At 46.8% G+C, this 22264-nt stretch carries 19 protein-coding genes; 12 read left to right on the top strand and 7 right to left on the bottom strand.

Annotated elements, in window-relative coordinates; translation table 11 throughout:
• Positions 1 to 47 precede the first annotated feature (47 nt).
• The 10 genes from QUA90_RS00730 to QUA90_RS00685 all read left to right on the top strand — a co-directional run bounded on the left by QUA90_RS00730 (position 48) and on the right by QUA90_RS00685 (position 12673).
• Complete coding sequence (locus QUA90_RS00730; protein ID WP_333384573.1) at positions 48 to 1247, top strand: HEAT repeat domain-containing protein; 1200 nt, start codon at positions 48 to 50, stop codon at positions 1245 to 1247.
• Positions 1248 to 1352: 105 nt separating this feature from the next.
• Complete coding sequence (locus tag QUA90_RS00725) at positions 1353 to 2438, top strand: glycosyltransferase family 4 protein (protein ID WP_333384575.1); 1086 nt, start codon at positions 1353 to 1355, stop codon at positions 2436 to 2438.
• A gap of 136 nt (positions 2439 to 2574) precedes the next feature.
• The gene (gene map / locus QUA90_RS00720; protein WP_006635181.1) at positions 2575 to 3336 is read left to right on the top strand and encodes a type I methionyl aminopeptidase; all 762 of its coding nucleotides are present in this window, start codon (positions 2575 to 2577) and stop codon (positions 3334 to 3336) included.
• 217 nt (positions 3337 to 3553) lie between these two features.
• Positions 3554 to 4483 carry an LD-carboxypeptidase gene (locus tag QUA90_RS00715; RefSeq protein WP_333443330.1) on the top strand — a complete coding sequence of 310 codons (930 nt, stop codon included), beginning with the start codon at positions 3554 to 3556 and terminating at the stop codon, positions 4481 to 4483.
• A gap of 165 nt (positions 4484 to 4648) precedes the next feature.
• Positions 4649 to 5431 carry a hypothetical protein gene (locus tag QUA90_RS00710; protein WP_333443328.1) on the top strand — a complete coding sequence of 261 codons (783 nt, stop codon included), beginning with the start codon at positions 4649 to 4651 and terminating at the stop codon, positions 5429 to 5431.
• A gap of 905 nt (positions 5432 to 6336) precedes the next feature.
• Entirely contained in the window at positions 6337 to 6606 is a 270-nt protein-coding gene (locus QUA90_RS00705; RefSeq protein ID WP_333443326.1) for a hypothetical protein, read from the top strand.
• Between the two features lie 513 nt (positions 6607 to 7119).
• A complete protein-coding gene (hemE, locus tag QUA90_RS00700) occupies positions 7120 to 8184 on the top strand; it encodes a uroporphyrinogen decarboxylase (protein WP_333426411.1) in 1065 nt (354 codons plus the stop codon).
• A gap of 294 nt (positions 8185 to 8478) precedes the next feature.
• Positions 8479 to 9444: an NAD(P)-dependent oxidoreductase gene (locus tag QUA90_RS00695; RefSeq protein ID WP_333327699.1), complete on the top strand. Its 966-nt coding sequence runs from the start codon at positions 8479 to 8481 to the stop codon at positions 9442 to 9444.
• Positions 9445 to 9877: 433 nt separating this feature from the next.
• On the top strand, positions 9878 to 11470 hold the full coding sequence (locus QUA90_RS00690; RefSeq protein ID WP_333327702.1) for a B12-binding domain-containing radical SAM protein: 1593 nt from the start codon (positions 9878 to 9880) through the stop codon (positions 11468 to 11470).
• Between the two features lie 306 nt (positions 11471 to 11776).
• The gene (locus tag QUA90_RS00685) at positions 11777 to 12673 is read left to right on the top strand and encodes a M48 family metalloprotease (protein WP_333327705.1); all 897 of its coding nucleotides are present in this window, start codon (positions 11777 to 11779) and stop codon (positions 12671 to 12673) included.
• A gap of 128 nt (positions 12674 to 12801) precedes the next feature.
• Here QUA90_RS00685 and QUA90_RS00680 read toward each other — a convergent pair whose 3' ends face one another.
• From QUA90_RS00680 to QUA90_RS00660, 5 genes are all read right to left on the bottom strand, one after another.
• Positions 12802 to 13185 carry a type II toxin-antitoxin system VapC family toxin gene (locus QUA90_RS00680; RefSeq protein ID WP_190743312.1) on the bottom strand — a complete coding sequence of 128 codons (384 nt, stop codon included), beginning with the start codon at positions 13183 to 13185 and terminating at the stop codon, positions 12802 to 12804.
• Between the two features lies 1 nt (position 13186).
• A complete protein-coding gene (gene vapB, locus QUA90_RS00675) occupies positions 13187 to 13408 on the bottom strand; it encodes a type II toxin-antitoxin system VapB family antitoxin (protein WP_333225032.1) in 222 nt (73 codons plus the stop codon).
• Between the two features lie 244 nt (positions 13409 to 13652).
• The gene (gene ftsH4, locus QUA90_RS00670; protein ID WP_333384586.1) at positions 13653 to 15527 is read right to left on the bottom strand and encodes an ATP-dependent zinc metalloprotease FtsH4; all 1875 of its coding nucleotides are present in this window, start codon (positions 15525 to 15527) and stop codon (positions 13653 to 13655) included.
• Between the two features lie 228 nt (positions 15528 to 15755).
• Complete coding sequence (locus tag QUA90_RS00665) at positions 15756 to 16262, bottom strand: TspO/MBR family protein (protein WP_445300082.1); 507 nt, start codon at positions 16260 to 16262, stop codon at positions 15756 to 15758.
• Positions 16263 to 16341: 79 nt separating this feature from the next.
• Complete coding sequence (locus tag QUA90_RS00660; RefSeq protein WP_333325050.1) at positions 16342 to 17187, bottom strand: M48 family metallopeptidase; 846 nt, start codon at positions 17185 to 17187, stop codon at positions 16342 to 16344.
• Between the two features lie 406 nt (positions 17188 to 17593).
• On the opposite strand from QUA90_RS00660, the gene QUA90_RS00655 reads away from it, so the two are divergent.
• A complete protein-coding gene (locus QUA90_RS00655) occupies positions 17594 to 18958 on the top strand; it encodes an ATP-binding protein (RefSeq protein WP_333384723.1) in 1365 nt (454 codons plus the stop codon).
• A 182-nt stretch (positions 18959 to 19140) separates the two neighbouring features.
• On the top strand, positions 19141 to 19719 hold the full coding sequence (locus tag QUA90_RS00650) for a hypothetical protein (RefSeq protein WP_333384592.1): 579 nt from the start codon (positions 19141 to 19143) through the stop codon (positions 19717 to 19719).
• A 342-nt stretch (positions 19720 to 20061) separates the two neighbouring features.
• Here the strand turns inward: QUA90_RS00650 and QUA90_RS00645 are convergent, their stop codons facing one another.
• Positions 20062 to 21258, bottom strand: coding sequence for a GNAT family N-acetyltransferase (locus tag QUA90_RS00645; RefSeq protein ID WP_333443324.1), 1197 nt, complete (start codon positions 21256 to 21258; stop codon positions 20062 to 20064).
• 173 nt (positions 21259 to 21431) lie between these two features.
• The gene (locus QUA90_RS00640) at positions 21432 to 22163 is read right to left on the bottom strand and encodes a RibD family protein (protein ID WP_333443322.1); all 732 of its coding nucleotides are present in this window, start codon (positions 22161 to 22163) and stop codon (positions 21432 to 21434) included.
• Positions 22164 to 22264 lie beyond the last annotated feature (101 nt).

The raw sequence follows: 22264 nt of genomic DNA, 5'->3' as shown, positions 1-22264 counted from the left end.
TAAAGCTCGTCATGCGGCGTTGCCTCTCAAAACCCGGATTGAGTCTTATGGCGCATTACCGCTCCTCTGTATGTTTGTTCACCTGCATTGCCTGTCTGGGCGCTGCGTTCAGTCCAAGTGCCGACGGAGGGCAACAGGTACTCAATGCCTCTGCGCGTGCTGTTTCCCAAGAAATTGCTCAGGCGAACTCTCCCCCGGACGATCGCCAGGATTCCAAGCCTCCAAAACCGTCTCCAGCGCCCGATAAAAACAAATCTCAGCCGTCCAAAAGGTCCAAATCTAATTCTAAGATCCCGAAATCGGTATCCAATTTGATCGTCATTTTGTCTCGTCAGCGAGGGTTCTTAATGTTGGGTTTGGCAGCAGTTGTCGTCACGGCAGCGGCAGTATTTATCATGCTCAAATTAGTTAGTAGTGACGAGTCAAATTATTCTAAGCGAAGACGGGGACGATTTGAGCGCCACAACCCAAGAAACTCTCAATTTACTAATAATCCCGATTCTCCTACAAACTCCCACGCAATTACACAGCACAAGGCTTCTTTTGGGCTATCAAAACCGCTGTCAGCCTTGCCCTACCCTTTGGATTTGCCAAAAGACAACAGTATCGAGAACAGCGATCGACCTTTTCCGTTAAATATGGAATCCGGGGAACCAGAATCCCAGGATGCAGCAGTCGAGGGCGATCAAATTAATTCCGACACCTCGCCCTTGGAAACTCACAGCAACGGATACAGTAACACAGGTTTCAACATTCCCGAAACAACTAATCAAACCGATTCCCTAGCTAAGAAGAAAGGTATTGCCCTTCCCGAAACGGATGGTAGACCTAAAGTTGATATTATTGAAGCACTGATTGAAGATTTGCAGCAGCTAAATCCGGCAAAGAGAGGCAAAGCAATTTGGGAACTAGGTCAGCGGGGAGATTCCAGAGCAGTTGAGCCGTTGCTCGATTTGCTAGCAAATTCCGACTCCAAGCAGTACAGTTTAATTTTGGCAAGTCTCTCGGAAATTGGCATTCGCACCCTCAAACCCATGAATAATGCGTGGTCAATTTCGCTGCAAAATGAAAATCCTGAAGTGCGTAAAAATGCAATTCGCGACTTGACGCGGATTTACGAATTGGTGAATCAAATCAGTTACTTGTTGCACCGTGCAACGGACGATCCAGATCCAGAAGTTCAGGAAACTGCTCGCTGGGCAATCAATCAGTTGAATCGCATCCGTCCGCGTTCTGGGATGGATTAATAAACGTAGCAATTTTCAAATAATTTGAACTTGAGATTTGAAATGGGAAATTGATAATTTAGATTATGTTAAAATTAGTGAATGCTGATTAATGACTAATGACTAATGACTAATGACACTTTAAAACTATTGTTCCTGTCAACTTCGGTCGGTAAACTCGGTTCGGGGTTGGGTGGCGGAGTCGAACTTACAGTCCTTAACATCGCTAAAGAATTACAGAGTCGCGGTCATAAAATAGCAGTTGTAGCACCGATAGGTTCAATTTTAGAATCAATTCCAGTAATCGAAATAACGGGTGATTTGCAAGTAACCGCCCAAACACAAGATTACAATGATCCTATTGTGATGCCCGCCGATTCTGTGCTGGCGAATATGTGGGAATATGCTCGCCAAGTTCAGGATGAATGGGATGTCATTGTTAATTTTGCCTACGATTGGCTGCCGTTTTATTTGACACCATTTTTTAGGACTCCGATCGCACATTTGATCAGCATGGGCTCCCTTTCCGCCGCCCTCGATCGCATTGCCGGACAAACCGCCCTCCAGTTTCCTGGTACGATCGGAGTTCACACCGCTTCTCAAGCCAACACATTCGCCTTTGCCGATGAATGTCAGTTGTTGGGAAATGGCATAGATTTATCCCTGTACAAATTTTGCGACAAACCGCAGTCTAAATTAGCTTGGCTAGGCCGCATCGCCCCGGAAAAAGGCTTAGAAGATGCAGTAGCAGCAGCGAAAATTACAGGCATTCCCCTGAAAATTATGGGCAAAATGCAAGATGAGGATTATTGGCAAAAAATTTGTGCAGATTACCCGGATGCTCCGGTAGAATATTTAGGGTTTCTGACAACAACTCAAATGCAAGAGCAAGTCCGTCAGTGCCGAGCATTGTTGATGACACCGCGCTGGGTGGAAGCTTTTGGAAATGTCGCGATCGAGGCTTTAGCGTGCGGTGTACCTGTGATTGCTTACAAGCGCGGGGGGCCGGCGGAAATTGTTCGAGACGGGCTGACGGGCTTTTTAGTGGCTCCTGACAGTGTAAATGGCTTGGTAGGTGCGATCGCCCGCTTAGACCAAATTGACCGCAGCGCTTGCCGGCGACAAGTAGAGGTAGAATACTCTTTGGAAGCTTTGGGCGATCGTTGTGAACACTGGTTCAAATCTATCACTGCTAGTAGGGTGCGTCAGTAATAATACTGGCCAATTTTTAGAAAGATTCGCTGACTGACGCACCTTACAAGTTTATGGAACAGCAATTCAAATCTATTCTCAAAGTGAGTTAAATAAACTCTTAATTGACTGCCCAAAAAAGAAAACAGAAAAAACTATGGCAACCGAACGTTTAGTGCTTTTATCCAGTAGAGAAATCGAAAAAATGCGCCAAGCAGGCCGTTTAGCGGCCGAACTTCTGCTACATCTCGAACCGATGGTTAAACCGGGAGTAAGCACTCTAGAAATTAACGATGAAGCCGAACGCTGGACTTTGGCACACGGAGCAAAAAGCGCTCCGCTAGGCTATAAAGGATTTCCTAAATCTCTGTGTGCTAGCGTCAATGAAGTAGTCTGTCACGGCATCCCTAATGCTAAACAAATTCTTAAAGAAGGTGACATTATTAATATTGATGTAACACCTTTAGTTGATGGTTATCATGGCGATACTTCCAAAACTTTTTTTGTGGGCCAACCTTCACCTGTAGCGAAAAAGTTAGTTGAAGTAACCGAGGAATGTTTAAGAAGAGGAATTGCGGAAGTCAAACCGGGTGCCCGTACCGGCGACATCGGTGCAGCAATTCAAGAATATGCTGAAGCACAGGGTTTTTCGGTAGTGCGAAATTTTGCGGGGCACGGGATTCACCGAGTCTTTCACACTGAACCGGAAATTTTGCATTACGGCAAGCGGGGCACAGGAAAGAAGCTCAGACAAGGCATGGTTTTTACGATCGAGCCGATGATTAATGAGGGTACTTGGGAAGTGGAAATTCTCGCCGATGGTTGGACTTCTATCACCAAGGATGGAAAGCTTTCGGCTCAATTTGAGCACACTCTGGCTGTGACTGATTCTGGGGTGGAAATTCTGACTTTACCTTAATTGTTGACGGTTGACTGTTGACGGTTGACAGTCAATGGTTTGCCATCAACTATCGCTCGCAATCTTTTGACTCAAGAACAAATCGATCGAGTGCATCCTTTATTAAATGAACTTTCACCAACACTTAATGCCTATCTTAACTCACTAAAACAAAAAGCCAAAGGTTAACAATCAACCGCAAACAGTCAACAGTCAACAGTCAACAATCAACCTACTAATGACTAACATAAAATTTCTGCAACCAGGAGATTTGCTCAAAGTAATTGCCCCTAGTGGCACTTTGCGAGAATCAACCAACTTTGAAAAGGGTGTAGAAATTTGGAAATCTCGCGGCTATCGACTTGAATTAACACCGGGTTTTGACGATCGCTGGGGCTATTTGGCAGGTTCCGACGAAAACCGCGTCCGACAGTTGGCAGATGCCCTCAATGACCCGGATTGTCGGGGTATTCTCTGTGTTCGAGGTGGTTTCGGCAGCACTCGACTTTTGGAAAAAGGAAATGTGGGAAAGGCGGAAAATTCCCAATTTCCAACTCCCGATTCCCATTCGCCGAAATGGTTAATCGGCTTTTCCGACATTACTGCTTTGCTGTGGAATCACGACAAATTGGGGATTTGGGGTGTTCACGGGCCGATGCTGACAACTTTGGCGGATGAACCGGATTGGTCTGTCGATCGACTTTTTGACTGCATCGAAGGTCGTCCCTTACAATCTTTGCAAGGTAAAGGATGGGGCAGCGGAAAAGCCACGGGGCCGCTGTTTGCGGCGAATCTGACGGTGGCTTCTCATTTGCTCGGAACCCCGTATCAACCGGATTTGACCGGGGTTATTCTGGCATTTGAGGATGTTTCCGAGGCTCCTTACAGGGTCGATCGAATGCTGACTCTGTGGCGGATGGCGGGGGCTTTCGCAGGCGTGCGGGGCATTGCTTTGGGGCGCTTCAGTCGCTGCGAGATTGAGCCGAGTATTCCCAGTTTTAGCATTGAAGAGGTTTTGCGCGATCGGCTGGGGGACTTGAATATTCCCATTGTCTCGGATTTGCCCTTCGGCCACGAGGGGGTTAACGCTGCTTTACCTATGGGAATCATGGCTTGTCTCGACGCTGAATCGGGATTGCTGATTTGCGGCGATAAATCGCAACTTTAGATTACGGATTAACGTCTATAACTTTAACTTGAGATTTTGCACCCGCTAAATAGCCGGGTTGGGTGAGGTTTACACGGTGGGCAAAAATTACATTTAAAATGGATTGTGTATGCAAATGTCGGCGCCAAGAAAGCAAAAAGATTTTAGAATTTTCGAGAGGTTGATATGAGAACTCACAACTTGTTAAACAGTATTGCTACCGCTGTGCTAGTTGCAGGATTGGCACTCACTGGCATTTCGTCTAGTGCTATTGGCGAACAGATACGAAATAACGATCGCGTTGCCGGAGTAATTCGCCGCACTTCCCCCATCTACCGTTTTCGGAATATGTGGGTTCCAGGTTCTCCGACGGAAGAATTACGCGGTCAAGAATACACATTTAGCGCGAGGGAAGGCGACAACATTGAAGTGTTTTTAGATACAGATAGAAGTCGCGGTTTTACTCCCGTCATGGTGCTATTTTACGGGAACAACAAACAAGTCGCTTTTACGCAAGACCGTTCTTTTAATTATCAAATTCCCCGTAGTGGCGATTACAAGCTTTTAGTATTAGCAAAAGATGCTGCCAGGGGCGGTAACTACACGCTGGAAGTTGCGGGAATTGATGGGGGTGACAGACGATCTCAAAATTCGCGGGACGATTGGTACACAAGGCGAGATAACGATCGATATGACGGTCAATATGACAGAGCACAGCTTCTGCAAAATGATTTTGACTTGCGGTCAGTTGATTGTCGCGAGAGACGTTCTATGGTGAGAGTAAGATTTGACGATGGAAATCAAGACTCGACTTACTGCGCTGTCCCGAATAGAAGGTATCCGGCGGGAGATTATTACTACAATTCGCGGACTAGAGATTTAGACTCAGCGCGGCGGAATGATAGTAGATTCGATGCGGGCCCAGATCAATGTCGGGTAGTGGTGGGCGGAGTTTGCGTGACTAGGTAAGTTGTTTCTTGTCATTGCGAGGACTGTTTCTTGTCATTGCGAGGACTGTTTCTTGTCATTGCGAAGACTGTTTCTTGTCATTGCGAAGAACGAAGCAATCGCAGGATTTGTGCTTCATCGGTTCTATATTTTGGACTATAGCGCGGGTTCATCAACCCGGTTTCTTGGTAGAAATCGGGTTTCTTTGCCTCGCTAGTGTCCATTCAATTAGTTTCCTCAGCGAGTGGAGAGTATGTTCGTGGTGCCTCTGGATCATGTCCAGAGGCATCAATCCTGTTAGCACTATCCTGGTGAACAAGGAGATGATATGGTAGTCAAGTGCTTAGGTTTGTTTGTAGGTATAATCCTTGGCTTGTACCTTGCGTACTGGTTAAAGGTACGCCTGAATATCAATTTAAATGTAACAGGAAATGAACACTTCCCCTCCTTCATCGAAAGGAAGTCTCATGGGTTGGTTAAGTGTAGGTGGTTCCCCAACAGCCATCACTGTAAGTAGATAATGTTTCCATTCAATTAGTTTCCCCAGCGAGTGGGGAGTCTGTAGAGTAACACCTATACCACGCTCCATGAGGTGGTTTCCATTCAATTAGTTTCCCCAGCGATTGGGGAGTGATGATTTCGATGCTTCTACAATGGAAGCAGTCAGTTTCCATTCAATTAGTTTCCCCAGCGAGTGGGGAGAGAGAAGAAAATAACATTTACCCTTTAATATCCTCTAACGATTTTAAGTTTCCATTCAATTAGTTTCCCCAGCGAGTGGGGAGATTCATGTTTTGTGGGGCTGATTTCCTCTGCTGCTAGATATTCTTCAGGAGAAATGTAATTTTGGGTTTTATTGGCTATCATGGTTTGGGAAATATGGTATTCTATGATTATGTCATTGGCAATAACAAGAGGTCAAAAACGTGGAAGATGTAAACGTGGAATATGTTCATGTACAAAGTTTTATGATTACAGGTACTATCAAACATAACAAATCAGCAGCAGAGATAGAAGCAATCATCGAACACCTATATTATCTTTTACCGGGAAACTTCTGTTCCAACCAAAGTGGCAGAAACCTTGCTGTAAGTGGAACGTTTAGGGAAGAAAAAAAAAACCAAGTTGATGTGGTACTTAGGCACTTAGAAAAACTTTTACTAGAATACACCATCACCGCAGACTGGAGGGAGTAATCTCTTTTACAGCGGTTCCCGTTGTTATGAGGTACAGTAAAATCAGCTAGCAAAGAATCTATCAAATCTTGACAACTTATTAAAGTGTACCGCATTACAACGCGAGTTTCCATTCAATTAGTTTCCCCAGCGAGTGAGGAGACCTTTATCATACACCCCATACAGCGCAAAGTGTCCAGAGGCCGTTTGCGAGGGGGTCGAAAATTGTCTTGATAAACAGCGTAAATTCCCTGAAACAAATCGTTCAAACCCTTACCCAGCAATATATCGAGGGGGTCAACGACCGAATAGACATTTCAGCGATTTGCCTACCCCCTCGCAACCAACCAAATCCCCACTCCCCAAAATCGAACTCAGCCAATCCGTTCAGATAATCCCTCAACCTTCCTCCTTCTGACAACAGTCAACAGTCAACAGACAACTGACAACAGATGAATTTTCGATCAAAAAGGACGATCGCACAGTGGTAAGCTACCAAAGGCATTGAAATATCTAAGGTAGAGAAAAGTTAAAATGTCGGCATTAAATGAAGTTCCCTTGTTGTTGCGGGCGGCCCGCGGCGAAACCCTAGACCGCCCGCCCGTGTGGATGATGCGCCAAGCCGGTCGCTACATGAAAGCCTATCGAGATTTGCGAGAAAAGTATCCCTCGTTTCGCGAACGTTCCGAAATTCCCGAAGTTGCGATCGAAGTTTCCCTTCAGCCGTGGCGCGCGTTTCAACCCGACGGCGTAATTCTGTTTTCCGATATTGTCACCCCCATGCCCGGTTTGGGCATCGACATGGACATCGCCGAAGGCAAAGGCCCGATTATCCACTCACCCATCCGCACTCAGCAGCAAATCGACAACCTGCAACCGCTGAACCCGGAAGAAAGCTTGCCGTTTATCAAAACAATCCTGAAATCCCTGCGCGAGGAAGTCGGCAACAAATCCACCGTGCTCGGCTTTGTGGGCGCGCCGTGGACGCTGGCGGCCTATGCTGTTGAGGGCAAAGGTTCTAAGGATTATGCCATCATCAAAAACATGGCATTTTCCGATCCTACTTTACTGCATCAGTTGCTGTCGAAATTCGCAGATGCGATCGCCGTTTACGTGCGCTATCAAATCGACTGCGGCGCGCAAGTAGTGCAAATGTTCGACTCCTGGGCCGGCCAACTTTCCCCGCAGGACTACGACACCTTCGCTCTACCTTACCAGAAACAAGTATTCGAGCAAGTCAAAAAAACCCATCCCGACACACCGCTAATTCTGTTAGTCACTGGAAGTGCCGGCCTCCTCGAACGCATGACAACATCCGGCGCGGATATCATCAGCGTCGATTGGACAGTGGATATGGCCGACGCGCGCAAGCGTTTGGGCCCGAATATGAACGTTCAAGGAAATCTCGATCCGGGCGTGTTGTTTGGTTCTCAACCGTTTATTCGCGATCGAATTCTTGATACAATTCGCAAAGCCGGTCATCGCGGACACATCCTCAACTTGGGACACGGCGTGTTACCGGGAACTCCCGAAGATAACGTGCGTTTCTTCTTTGAAACCGCAAAACAAGCCGACAAATTGCTTGCAGTTGCTGCTTGAAATTGATTGCCAACTGGTTTTAACTGGTTCCCAGGCTCTGCCTGGTGAACCCATATCCAGAGGCTCTGCCTCGCGTAAAATGGAGGCAGAGCCTCCTGATCTGCCTTACCAGGTCAGAGCCTGGTAACGAGTAACAACCCCTGACAAATCTCGCTTATAACCGAGTAGAGATCCCCCTAAATCCCCCTTAAGAAGGGGGACTTTGACAATAATCTTGTCCCCCCCTTAAGAAGGGGGGCGAGGGGGATCTTAGCCTCAGCATCAAGTCAAAAAACCCTCTTCCCCTGCGGCAAAATGAACTCAAAAAAAATTTTTGTGACGGGTGCAAGTGGCTGTATCGGTCACTACATGGCCGAAACTTTGATTCAAGAAACAAACCACGAACTTTACTTATTAGTTCGCAACCCGGAAAAATTAAAATTTGACTGGAAAGCCCGCCCTGGCATCCATATATTACAAGGCGATATGCGAGATATCGAGCAACACGCCGAACTTTTGCAAACAATTAATGTCGCAATTTTAGCTGCCACTGCTTGGGGAGGAACTCAAGAAGTGTTTGACGTTAACGTAACGAAAACTCTCCAGCTAATTCAACTACTTTCGCCACAGACTTGCCAACAAGTAATTTATTTTTCAACGGCCAGTATTCTCGGTCGAGACAACAATTTGCTGAAAGAAGCCGGAGAACTGGGGACAGATTATATTAGCTCAAAATACAACTGCATGGTGCATTTGTCAGCTTTGACAAATGTGCCTCCAATTACGGCACTTTACCCGACATTAGTATTGGGAGGAGACGCCGAAAAACCAGTCTCTCACTTGTCCTCTGGCCTGCCCCTTGTGGCCAAATGGATTGGTTTGATTCGCTGGTTTAAGGCAGATGGCAGTTTTCACTTCATCCACGGCGCAGATATTGCTAAAGTAGTTAATTATTTAGTTCAACATCCGCCTGCTTCCGAGGAAACGCGACATTTTGTGCTAGGAAATCCCCCGATTACAGCTAACGAAGTGGTAGAACAAGCTTGCAAGTATTTGAATAAAAACATATTTTTTCGGATTACTCTGTCACCTTGGCTGGCCGATTTCTTTATTTGGCTGTTCCGAATTCAAGTGGCTGCTTGGGATAGATTTTGCATCAGCTACCGCCATTTTACCTATCAAAATCTTGTGAATCCCGAAAGCATAGGAATGCCGAGTTACTGCGGCACAGTTGCCGATATGTTAAGAACTAGCGGGATTCCCGGCAAAGATTCAAATTAGAAGGAAGAGGGAAGTTCGGCAGCGGATTTTATAACGGATGTAACGGATTTAACGGATTTAACGGATGAATGTTGAGGAAAAACGAAGAGGAAATGTGGATTAAACAACTAATGTAGGGTTCTTATGGCGCACCAAAGCAGTAATTTACTGTTTCCAGTTTTTTTTGCCTTAATCCCATGCTTTTTAAATGCGATTATCGTCAATTAAGGGTCAAATACGATAAGATATCAGCATTTGCAAACTTTAACAGGGAACTGCAAGCTAAAAATTGCGCTCATTGTGTGTGGCTTAGGGGGTGTGACCCCTCGCCCGATATTCGATCGAGTGCAAGATCGTAATTTTAGCATTAACATGAAGTCTTGAGAGTCGATCGAACTCTCACGCCCCGCCAGCCCGATCGCAAGTTGTTTACTGATGTGAGGTTTAACATATAATGCGAGTTCTTCTAGTTTACCCGCTGTTTCCGAAAACATTTTGGTCTTACGAGAAAATCTTAGAATTAGTTGATCGTAAAGTTCTGCTGCCACCGCTGGGTTTGGTAACAGTAGCAGCTATTTTACCCCAAGAATGGGAATTTAAGTTAGTCGATCGCAACATCAGACAAATCACCGAAGCCGAATGGGAATGGGCAGAGCTCGTTATTCTGTCCGCCATGATTGTCCAAAAAGAAGATTTGCTAGACATCATTCGCGAAGCAAAACGACGCGGTAAATCCGTAGCTTGCGGCGGCCCCTACCCCACTTCCGTACCCGAAGAACCTCAAGCAGCGGGCATAGATTACCTGATTCTCGACGAAGGCGAAATCACCTTGCCGATGTTCGTCGAAGCAATAGGGCGTGGCGAAAAAAGCGGAATTTATCGATCGGACGGCGTAAAACCCGATGTTACCACAACCCCCGTTCCCCGCTTCGACTTGCTGGAATTAGACGCCTACGACTCGATGTCGATTCAATTTTCGCGCGGCTGTCCTTTCCAGTGCGAATTCTGCGATATCATCGTCCTCTACGGCCGCAAACCTCGCACCAAAAACCCCCAACAATTGATAGCAGAATTAGACTATCTCTACAACTTGGGCTGGCGGCGCGGCGTGTTCATGGTAGACGACAACTTTATCGGCAACAAACGCAGCGTCAAACTGTTGCTAAAAGACTTAAAAGTCTGGCAAGAAGAACACAAATTCCCCTTTACTTTCAACACAGAAGCATCCATCGACTTAGCCCAAGATCAAGAATTGATGGACATGATGGTTGCTTGCAATTTCAATGCAGTGTTTCTAGGGATTGAAACCCCTGATGAAGAAAGCCTGCAAATGACCAAGAAATTCCAAAATACCCGCAATTCCCTGATCGAATCCGTAGAGTTAATTGCCAAATCCGGTTTGCGAGTAATGGCCGGATTTATCATTGGATTTGACGGCGAAAAACCCGGTGCCGGTCAGCGGATTGTCAAGTTTGCCGAAGCAGCAGCCATTCCGAGCACAACCTTTGGAATGCTGCAAGCTTTGCCACACACGGCATTGTCCCACAGACTAGCAAAAGAAGGGCGGTTGCGCGACAAATCTGGCAACCTCAACCAGACTACCTTGATGAACTTTATCCCGACGCGGCCTCTCGAAGATATTGCCCGCGAATATGTCGAGGCATTCTGCGAAGTGTACGATGCTGAGAAATATTTAGACCGGACTTATCGCCATTTCTTAATGTTGGGTGCACCTACAGCAAAGATACCTGCGAGAGTTCCCAGTTGGATCGATTTGCGAGCACTGCTAACTGTGGTTTGGCGGCAGGGAGTCAAGCGCAAAACTCGCTGGAAGTTTTGGCATCATTTGTTCAGCATTCTCAAGCGCAATCCTGCAGTTTGGGATCACTATTTGACAGTCTGCGCTCACAACGAGCATTTCCTGGAATATCGCCAGATTGTGCGGGATGAAATTGAAGCTCAATTGGCTGAGTTTTTGGCTAATGAGTCTCAAACTGTATATCAAGAACCTGTTGCTGTTGAGGAAAAGGAAGTGCAAGCGGTTTAGGGTTGGAGAATTCAACCGCAGATGAACGCAGGTAAACGCAGATAAAAGTAAGATTGTCTGCGTTTATTTTGTGGATTGGATCTGGTTTCCACTCAGAGCCTGGAAATGTCATATCCTGCGACTCTACCGCCTTGTGAGAGCAGGCGACAGAGCCTCCCGAGGCATTCCCAGTTTCTGACAGAAAACTTGAAATACTACTATTGGCTGTAGCAGTTATTTCGGCAGATAGAGGCGCGATCGCCCGCAACTATGAAAATCTAATTACAAGATAAAAAATATCAAAATAGCGATCGCCCTCAACCCGCCATGCTAGGAACAAATCAACTCAGAACAGCCGCTCTCTTAGGACTCCTAAGCGGCCTTCTCGTTTTAGGAAGTTATTATTTAATCGGCAACGAACAAGGACTTTACATCGGTTTAGCGCTAGCCGCCTTCTCAAGTTTTAGCTCTTGGTACTATTCCGACACGGCCGCGTTAATGGCTTACCGCGCTCAGCCGATCGCCCGCAGCGAAGCACCAGAAATCTACGATATGGTAGCATCGCTGAGCGAAAAAGCCCAAATTCCGGTGCCGAAAATATTTCTAGTTCCCACTCAATCTCCGAACGCCTTCGCAACAGGAAGAGACCCGGAACACGCAACAATAGCAGTTACTGAAGGCATCATCAAGCTGCTTTCCCGCGAAGAATTGGAAGGCGTTTTAGCGCACGAACTCACGCACATCCGCAACCGCGACACCCTCACTCAAGCAGTTGCAGGAACAATTGCCGGGGCTATTACATTTGTCGGGCGAATACTGACTTTTGGAGCGCTTTACGGCCCGGTAACGCGGGATAGCAGACAAGGCGCGAATCCGTTTGGTTTGCTGTTTTTAATCATTTTAGCACCGCTATCAGCAACCGTAATTCAATTGGCGATTTCTCGGACGAGGGAATTTGCAGCCGACAGCGGTGCGGTGGAAATCACAAATAACCCGATCGGCTTAGCAAACGCCCTGCAAAAATTAGAGAAAATGGGTCATGAAATTCCGATGCACGGCAATCCTGCGATGTCGCCGCTGCTAATTGTGAATCCTTTTTCGACTAAAGGTTTGCAGTCACTTTTCCGCACTCACCCGCCGACAGAGGATCGCATTCAACGCCTTTTGGAAATGGCGCAGCAGCAGCAAGGTACTCCAGTTATGGCTTACATAAACGGAGTTTGATCGGTCAAAAATGCAGCAACAATATGGAGAAACCCGGTGTTTTGAAGCAGCCGGGTTTCTGTATGTTTATTTTGTTTTTGGTTATTAATTAGGTAGGGGCGATCGCTAGTATAAAATTTTTGCCTTCTTTATGACCAAACTCGCTGAATTGGATAAGCATCAAAAGCCTCATCGCGACTAATCAAAACCAGCGAATGATTCATGGTCTGTGCTACCAGAATGCGATCGAAGGGATCTCGATGATGCAGAGGAAGACCTGCGTAAATCTCAGTGTCTTCCAGTGTAATTGGTAGAATTTGAGCGTTAATGTATTGCAATTCCTTCGGCAGGTCTTCAAATGGTCGATTCAGGTGAAGCTTACCGACATTAATTTTAATAGAGATTTCCCACAGGCTGGCAATACTAAAATATAAACCTGTTTTAGTATCGATCGCTTCTTTTGCTTTACTACCTAGATTGGAATCGCCAAGCAAATACCACAGAAAGGCATGAGTATCTAAAAGGGATTCCATGTTACATATATTCCTTTAAATCTTCCAGGGGTTCATCGAAATCATCAGACATAACGATCTGACCTGCCCAACTACCATAACCATGAGGTTGTTCAATTTGTTCGGGAGATGATTCTGTTTTGGCGTGTTTTTCAAGTAGATATTTTGCATAATGCAATATCTCTTGTTTGAGAGATTCTGGCATTTTGACGACCGTTTGAAAAATCTGTAGCTCGATAGTCATGATTTCTGTACAATTTTTACTATGTCATATTCACCAATTCTACTGTAATTGCAGTCAGAAGGTATTTGATGCGAAGGGAGAGCGCCCTGTGATTGTTCTCCCTTAATACGATTACTTGCGATCGCACAAACGCGGGTTTGTCAGTTTGCCGTTGTCTGTTTCCGTCGGCTCATCGTGGAGTGCGATCGCAAAACGCAGATGATTTGGAATCATCTGCGTTCATCTGCGGTTTAATTAAACCCTATTAAACTGAAGCCGCAACCTTATCTAAAGGCCGCACTTGACCGAGGAATTCGTGAAGTGCATCGCCTTCCACCACCTCAGTTTCCAACAGCTTCTGCGTAATTGTTTCCAACAATTCCCGATTGGCTTTCAGAATATCCAAAGCTTGCTGATGTGCAGTTTCGACAATTTCCTTCACTTCTTGGTCGATCGCCTCAGCAGTCTGAGCACTAACCGCACGGCGGGCATTTCCCATACCATCGTTGAGGAACATTGCTTGCTGACCTCGATCGTAAGCAAGAGGCCCCAACACCTTACTCATCCCGTAAGTTGTCACCATCCGTTCAGCTAAATCAGTCGCCCTTTGCAAGTCATTTGAAGCGCCAGTAGTAATGCTACCAAACACAACTTCCTCAGCCGATCGCCCTCCAAGCAGTGTAGCAATCTGACCGCGCAATTCCGATTCATCTAACAAGAAACGGTCTTCAGTCGGTACTTGCAACGTGTAACCCAATGCTGCCATACCGCGAGGGACGATCGAGATTTTCGCCACTTCGCCACCGCCAGTCATCGCGGCACCAACCATCGCGTGCCCGACTTCGTGGTAAGCCACAATCTTTTTCTCTTTTTCGTTGAGCACCCGGCTTTTCTTTTCCAAGCCAGCTACAACGCGCTCAAACGCCTCAAAAAAGTCTTCCTGCGCTACAGTTAGTCGTTTGTTGCGGGCCGCCAACAAAGCAGCTTCATTGACCAAATTTGCCAAATCTGCGCCCGAAAAACCGGGGGTACGAGTGGCGACGGCCTTCAAGTCAATATCCGGGCCCAACTTCACTTTTTGAGAGTGAATGTTCAAAATTGCTTCGCGGCCAGATAAGTCCGGGCGATCGACCAAAACTTGGCGATCGAAACGACCAGGACGCAACAAAGCAGCATCCAAACTTTCCGGGCGGTTAGTTGCAGCAAGCACAATTACCGTAGTATTGCCCGCAGCAAAACCATCCATTTCAGTTAACAATTGATTGAGAGTTTGTTCGCGTTCATCATTCCCACCGAAGCTAGCGTTACTGCTACGAGATTTGCCGATCGCGTCCAATTCATCAATGAAAATAATACAAGGAGCCTGTTTCTTAGCCTGCTCGAATAAATCTCTAACTCTGGCAGAACCAACACCTACAAACAGTTCCACAAACTCCGAACCGGAGATGCTAAAAAAGGGTACGCCAGCTTCACCAGCCACTGCTTTTGCTAACAGAGTTTTGCCAGTTCCCGGAGGCCCGACTAACAGCACGCCTTTGGGAATTCGTGCGCCTATTGCCGTAAATCTGTCGGGAGTTTTCAGGAATTCAACAACTTCGACTAATTCAGTTTTAGCCTCTTCTACTCCAGCCACATCAGCAAAAGTAATTTTCGCCGATTCGCCTTCTACATAGACCTTAGCTTTGCTTTTGCCGAGCGAGAGCGCACCCTGAGGCCCGCCACCCTGCCTGTTCATGAAAAATTGAAAAATCGCCACAAAAATCAGCGGCGGAACCACCCAGCTTAGAACACTGCCAATCCAGCCATTTTTGGCAGGGGGAGTTGCCGCAAATTCAACGCCTTTTTCTTGCAAAAGTTTAGGCAATTCCAGGTCAAAAATCGGCGTAGTTGACAGCACTTGACCTGGTTGATCGCCTTCGCCTTTGAGTTGGTAGCGAATTTCATTTTGACCTACCGAAGCTCGGACTACATCTTGTTCTTGTACTTGATGGACGAACAAGCTGTAAGGCACTTGCGGAATTTGCGGGCCGAACAAATTCGGTAAAAAGATGTTGGCCAGCAGAAACAAACTTGAGAGCAATAACAAGACATTGCTAATTTGTCGAAAACGAGGTGGTTGGGGCTGGTCTTTAATGGCCATTGATAGCTGTCATCCTTTGATTTAAAGCTGTTTTATTCATCTATTTTCTCATCAAATACCCACACACTGTTAAGCGGATTTCCTCACTTTTTCGGGTGGGTTAACCCGCTAGCACGGATTTGCTATTATTAACAATGTTTTTTACGAACCGCGAAGACGGTAAGGACACAAAGGAAGAGAAGAGAAGAGCGTTATAGTATGTAGGGTGCGCCGAAGATCACCGAATATTTATGCAGCTTCTGGGTTTAACTGAATCATTTCCCAAGTAGTATAAGTGCCGATCGCACCCCAAATCGCGTAAGGCAAAAGTAACAAAGCTGCGGTTTGAGAAATCGGCAAAACAGCCAACGTCAGCACAACTCCCAAAATCTCGCCAACCCCTCCCAAAATTGTCCCTACTTTCAGACTTTTGGCTCTGAGAGTAGCAGGAATATAAGCAACTGTGACAATTTCTAAAAGCAAGTATAAAGCCATCAACAGCCATGTTTTAAGGCTCCCTGGCTCCTGTTCCCACACGACAGCAGCGCTGCCGGCCCCGCAAGCAAAAATCGCCGTCCAAATTAACGGAATAGCAGGCTCAAAAAACATCCAATCCGGTCTTTGAAGTTTGACGGCCCAATTAATATCGCGCAGTTTAAAAAACAGAGTACCGAAGGCGACTAAGAAAGTCACGCCGCCGATAATCATCCAAGATTCAATCATGGTTTTCAACTTTCCAATTGCTCGATCGCTCATTAAGTTGATCGTCCCAACTTACAGCCGAACTTCCATCCGCCTTTAGCAATAACTTTTGTAAAGCCCGATGCAATTATTGCTAACCGCCCGACACATTTTTAGCAAACTCATCGCGTCCAGACACCAAATTAGCTGGAACGCCGTTAGGGTAATTTTGTGCGATTAAAGCTTGCAACTTTTGCACTCGGTTTTCAGGGTTGGGGTGAGAACTCAAAAACTCCGGCGGCGCTTCGCCCTTCCTAGCAGCACCGAGAATTTGCATCACCTCAACAATACCTCTAGGATCGTAACCAGCTTCGGTCATAAACCGAAAACCGAGCTGATCGCTCTCAAGTTCATCCGATCTACCGTACCGCAAACCGACAACTTGATTGACAGCTTGAGCAATTAATGCTGCCTGCTGACCACCCCCGCGATCGTCGCTAGTAGCCACCCCAACCGCCGTTACCAAAGACCTGCCGAACTGCTGTTTTGCCAAGTGTTCTGCACCGTGGCGCGCCACAACGTGACCGGCTTCGTGCCCCAGTATAGCGGCCAACTGAGCCTCCGAATTTAGCCGCCGCAGCAGCCCCGCAGTAATGAAAACTTGTCCCCCCGGTAAAGCAAAAGCATTGACAGTTTGGGGGTCTCGCAGCAGGTGGAATTGAAACGGATAACCCGCTTGTTTCGCCGCCGAACCGTTGACTATTCGTTCGCCGACTCGATCGACATACTGCTGAATACTCTCGCTGGGATAAAGCCCCCCGTGCTGAGCAGCCATTTTATCTCGCGCCTGCAATCCCAAAACTATCTCTTGGCGGGGAGAAAGCTGCACCCGCTGTCTCTCTCCTGTTACCGGATTTTGTACGTCGTTTGTAAAATAGGTAATTGCCCCAAAAAATGCCATTAATAGCCCGATCGCGGCTCGAAATAAAAATTTATTCACAGGCTTTATACCTAAAAAGTTTCGCGATTAGAATACTATGGTGACAGCTCTCTCGACATCTGTCTGAAGTATCAAGAAGGGAAAGTTGTTTGAGTTTTTTTGGATGATTGGCGAACAAGGCTTTTTTTAAACGAACCGCGAAGGCGCGTTAGCGAAGCGGCGCGTTCGCGCTAGGACACGAAGGAAGAGAAGAAGAGAAGAAGAAGGTTATAGTTATTAAATTGGTTAAACTGAGATGTTGCACCATTATCAGCAACAGGCTTTTCGGCCTGTTCCACAAAGAATAGATTTTCTTGTGGAACAGGCCGAAAAGCCTGTTCCGAAAAGGCTAATTGAGAATGGTGGAACCTATGAGTTAAATCAGTTGAATCCTTTACAAAATCAGTTGCCGAACTTCCTTCGCAATATGTTTCAAGCTACCCGCCGCCGCCTCGCTATTTGGTACACTGCCGTTACTGCTGTATTGTTACTTGTATTCGCCACAGGTTTCTATTTTTACGTCCGCACTACTTTGATTGATCGCATTGATGACACCCTCCATCACGTTGTCGAAGTAATAGAGCGAACTCTCGTTATCGAACCGCTAACTTTCCCTAGTACCACAGATAAAAATAAATTGCAAGTTAATATTCAAGCGAGTTTTCGAGATAGCACTGATGCAGTAGAAGACGACCACATTGATTTAGAATGGTTCAGTCCTACGGGCGAATTGCTGTGGTCTACTTTATCGGAACCGCTGAATATTCCCATTCACGCTAACCGTACTGGCGAAACAGTTTGGATAATTAATAATAAGTTACAGTCCGATCAAAACTATTCCCTCAGACAAGTAACGCAGCGAGTACAAAGTGGCCGCCAAGTTCTGGGATATTTGCGAGTCAGCCATCCTTGGTTTGAAGTGACAAAACCCATCCGCCAATTAATTCTTGATTTGATTTTGGGCGCGAGTTTAACTCTAATTTGCGTTGCAGCTATTGGCTGGCTGCTGTCGGGATTGGCTATGAAACCTGTGCGGGAGTCTTACGGGCGTCTCAAACAGTTTACTGCTGATGCTTCTCACGAACTCAGAAATCCGATCGCCACTATTCAAACTAACGTCCAAGTAGCTTTGGCGGAACCGGATATCGAACCGCAGCAACATCAACAGCTACAAGTTATCGAACGCCTCACCCGCCGCTTGGGGCGCTTGGTTGACGATTTGTTATTTTTAGCCAGACAAGATAGCGGTATCGTGCAGCAGCAGTGGATTGAAGTTCCCCTCGATGCTTTGCTGATGGAGGTAATTGAAGAACAACAGGCGATCGCCACTACCCAAAATCTCTCTCTTTCTTTGGAAATTGTCGATCTGCCCAACGCTGACGACAACTTTACACTGTTGGGAGACTGGGATCAACTAGCCCGACTTTTTACCAATATCGTCAGCAACGCCGTGCAGTACACGCCCTCTGGAGGTCAAATTCAAGTAGAGTTGGATGTGGCAGCTAAAAACAAAAGAAATTCGCCGATGTTAAATCCAGCGCTGCAAATAAAAGTAACAGACACCGGCATCGGAATTTCCACAGAAGCCCTGCCACATTTATTCGATCGATTCTACCGCGCAGATCCCGCCCGCACCCACCGCAGCGCCGCCGGTTCCGGTTTAGGATTAGCCATCGCCAAAGCAATTGTCGAAAATCACCGCGGCCAAATCCGCATAGACAGCCAAGTTGATCGAGGTACCGCCGTTACCGTCACCCTCCCCGCCCACCAATCAGAACAATTCCGCCTTTAAAACTTCCCGTCTTCCTCTCTTCCTCTGCGCCCTCTGGGCCCTCTGCGGTTTAAAAAAAATCTACCCCTCAAACCCTTATTCTTCCTACCTCGCGCCCAAACCCAGCTATTAAAATTCATTTACGCCATAGATTAACATAAACGTTGTTGGAAAACCTCGATCGAACTTGTGAGGAGTTATTTATGTTTCGCCACAATCTACCGTTTAAAAAAATCAGCTTGCTAGTAGCCACCTGCGGAGGTTTACTCGTTAGTCTCGCAACACTTTCCCAAGCCGGCGGCCCCCCGCCCCAACAAGGAAAACCCGTTTCCCAACCCGCAGAGACTCCCTCAGAGACTCCCGCAGCCACTGAAGAACCCGTCAGTGAACCAACTCCGGCTGCGAGTCCGAGCCCCAGCGGGATGCCATCTACACCCACAGACGCGCCTCCCCGCTTCCCACTGCCCAGTGCGCGAGTTACGCCTGCCGAAGGCGGGATAGTAATTAAACTGGTGAATACCACCAATGCTGTCATCAATTATCAAATCGTAGGCGTTACCCAGCCGCGCACTCTCGGCGAACAATCGGAAATTTTGCTTCAAACCCTCCCAGTACCAATAACCCTCACTTACCAGCGCCCAGACGGCGGATTGGTGCTGGTTCGCCCCCAAGCAACCGCGATGCCGGGAATGTTGCAAGTCAGTTTCGGCGCGACAACTGAGGTTGCCGCTGATACAAAATCTCTGGAAATTCAGGAAGATGGGAGGGTATTTTTGAATTAGGTTAATTGGTTAATTGGTTGACGGTTGACTGTTGACGGTTGACGGTTGACTGTTACCATTCGTGTCAACTTAAGACTAAAATCCCTAATAAATATCGTTTATCGTTGAGTTTCGATGCCCCCTAATCCCCTTATTAAGGGGGGGATAAGAGTATTCTTACTTCCCCTCTAACTCCCATTAATAAAGCGGGAAGAGCATTCAAAATCCCCTTTCTTAAGGGGGATTTAGGAGCGTCGAAACTTCGATACAAACGAGATATTATACACAGGGTTTTAGTATTATGTTGACACCGATGGGCTGTTACTAATTCCCAATTTCCAATTCCAAATTCCCAGTTAACCGTCAATCGCCGAGTAACAAAGGAGGTAACTTAGTAAAAGGTAAATCCTCGTTGACGGCATCAATTTCTTCTTGTTCTCTTTCGTTGATTTGACCGATATAAGACTTAAGAATTTGCGCCAGACGGTTGTTATAAAATCGGTGCAAACTATAATTGGGCGTAGCTGGAAAGCCGCGCCGTTTTTTGTGCCGCCCGCCCGCACCGGGATCGAAGCTTTGGATGCCCCGATCGATCGCCCATTCGATCGGCGTATAGTAACAAGCATCGAAGTGCAAGCAGTCTATTTCCTGCAAACTGCCCCAATAACGCCCGTACAGCCGATCGCCCTTATACAAACAAAAAGACATACCCACCGGCTGTCTCTCATCTTCCTTGTCGTAGGCGGCTACAAATAAAACTCGATCGCGATAATTGTGGTGCAACTGTTCAAAAAATCGCTTAGTCAAATACTTGCTTCCCCACCAACCAAATTTGTCGCAAGTATTCTCATAAAAAGTATACATTTGAGCAAACATGGCTTGGGGAATTTCATCACCTGTCAGCGTTTTTATCAACAAACCAGCTTGATCGACTGCTTTGCGTTCGCGTTTGATATTGCGGCGCTGGTTGGCATTAAATGCGCCTAAATAATTGTCAAAATTTTGATAGCCTTGATTTTGCCAAATATAGCTGTGGTGCAGCCAACTGCTGAAACCCTGGCGTTCCATTCTTTCGCGCCATTCTGGATCGACATAAAGGAAATTGCAACCGGAGATATTGTGCCGATCGCAAAAATGGTCGATCGCGCTTACCATTACTCCAGTTAACTCGTCTTCATCTTCTCCCTCGGCAATCAAAAACCGATAGCCTTCAGCCGGAGTAAACGGCGTCATTCCCATCAATTTGGGATAATATTGAACACCCAAACGTTGAGCTAAATCCGCCCACTGATTATCGAATACAAATTCGCCGTAACTGTGACTTTTGACATAAAGTGGCGCGCAAGCAATCAACTGTTTGTCTCGCCAGACTGTTAAGTGATGCGGTAGCCAACCGGTTTTACCTGTCGCACTGCCCGATACTTCGAGATTGTTAAGCCAATCCCATTCCAGAAATGGAGTTTTTAGTGGCATCGCCAAGGTATCCCACGACACTTGCGGGATTTCGCCTATTTTGCTAATCCAGGCTACAGAATATTCAGGTTTTGGCTGTTTCAGCATAGGGAGATTTGTGCGTAGAGCGATCGAACTTCATTTAAGTTAATACAATCTCCCCTGCTTGTGTAATTACTCGCCACAGGCAAGATGCCTGTGCCACACAAGTGTTGTGGGGTGGGTTTCTAGCCCGCCACAGGCAAGATGCCTGTGCCACACAAGTGTTGTGGGGTGGGCTTCTAGCCCGCCCCGAATCTATAATGCAAAAACACCTCTTGTCCCACCTGTTTAACCGCCAAAAGCTCCAATTTCGGAGCTAAATCCGCCAAAAAACCCTCTCCCTCCACAGGTGTCGGTGCATCCGCCCCGCCCAAAATTAACGGGCACACCGTCAGCCAAAGTTCGTCTACCAAGCCTGCAGCTAGCACAGAGGCTACCAGTTTTCCCCCGCCCAGAATCGCCAAACGTTTGATACCGATAGTTTCTAGCTGTTGAAACGCATCAATCCAATCAATCTCTCCACCTACGGTTTTTGCATAGATGATTCGATCGAACATCGAAGGAAGAAGGAAGAAGGAAGAAGGAAGAGGGAAGAGGGAAGAAGGAAGAGGAGACGGCAATGCCGTTTCCCTACTGTCTTGCCCTGTCAGCAGCCAGCGAGGCACCGGTTGCTGGAAAAACCGCAAGTTTGGTTCAAATTGAGACGATCGCGAACATACAATTTGCACCGGTTGTGGGGGCTTCCCTTGCAGTTCCCTCTGTTTGACCAATTCCGGCGAAATCACTCTCATCGTCGTCCCATAAGCCTGTAAAGTGCCGTTGCCGAACAAAACCGCGTCACTTGCTGCTACTTGCTGTTCGAGGTGGGCTTTGTCGTTGGCAGAACCGAATCTCGCGGGCGATCGCACTGCATCTGCAATTTTACCGTCGGCACTAATCGCGAGTATTACTGTGGCGTGAGGTTCAGTCATGACTTATCAGAATTTCCCAGAACATTTAACTGTAGCAATTCACAACTATTTGTAAAGTTTGTTTTCAACTCGCTCCCACGGGTTTTATTTGACGGATAATG

Origin of the sequence: Microcoleus sp. D3_18_C4 (assembly GCF_036702355.1) — a bacterium.
Taxonomy (GTDB): Bacteria; Cyanobacteriota; Cyanobacteriia; order Cyanobacteriales; family Microcoleaceae; genus Microcoleus.
Note: the sequence above shows the minus strand (reverse complement) of the source record. Positions and strands in the feature narration are given on the sequence as shown.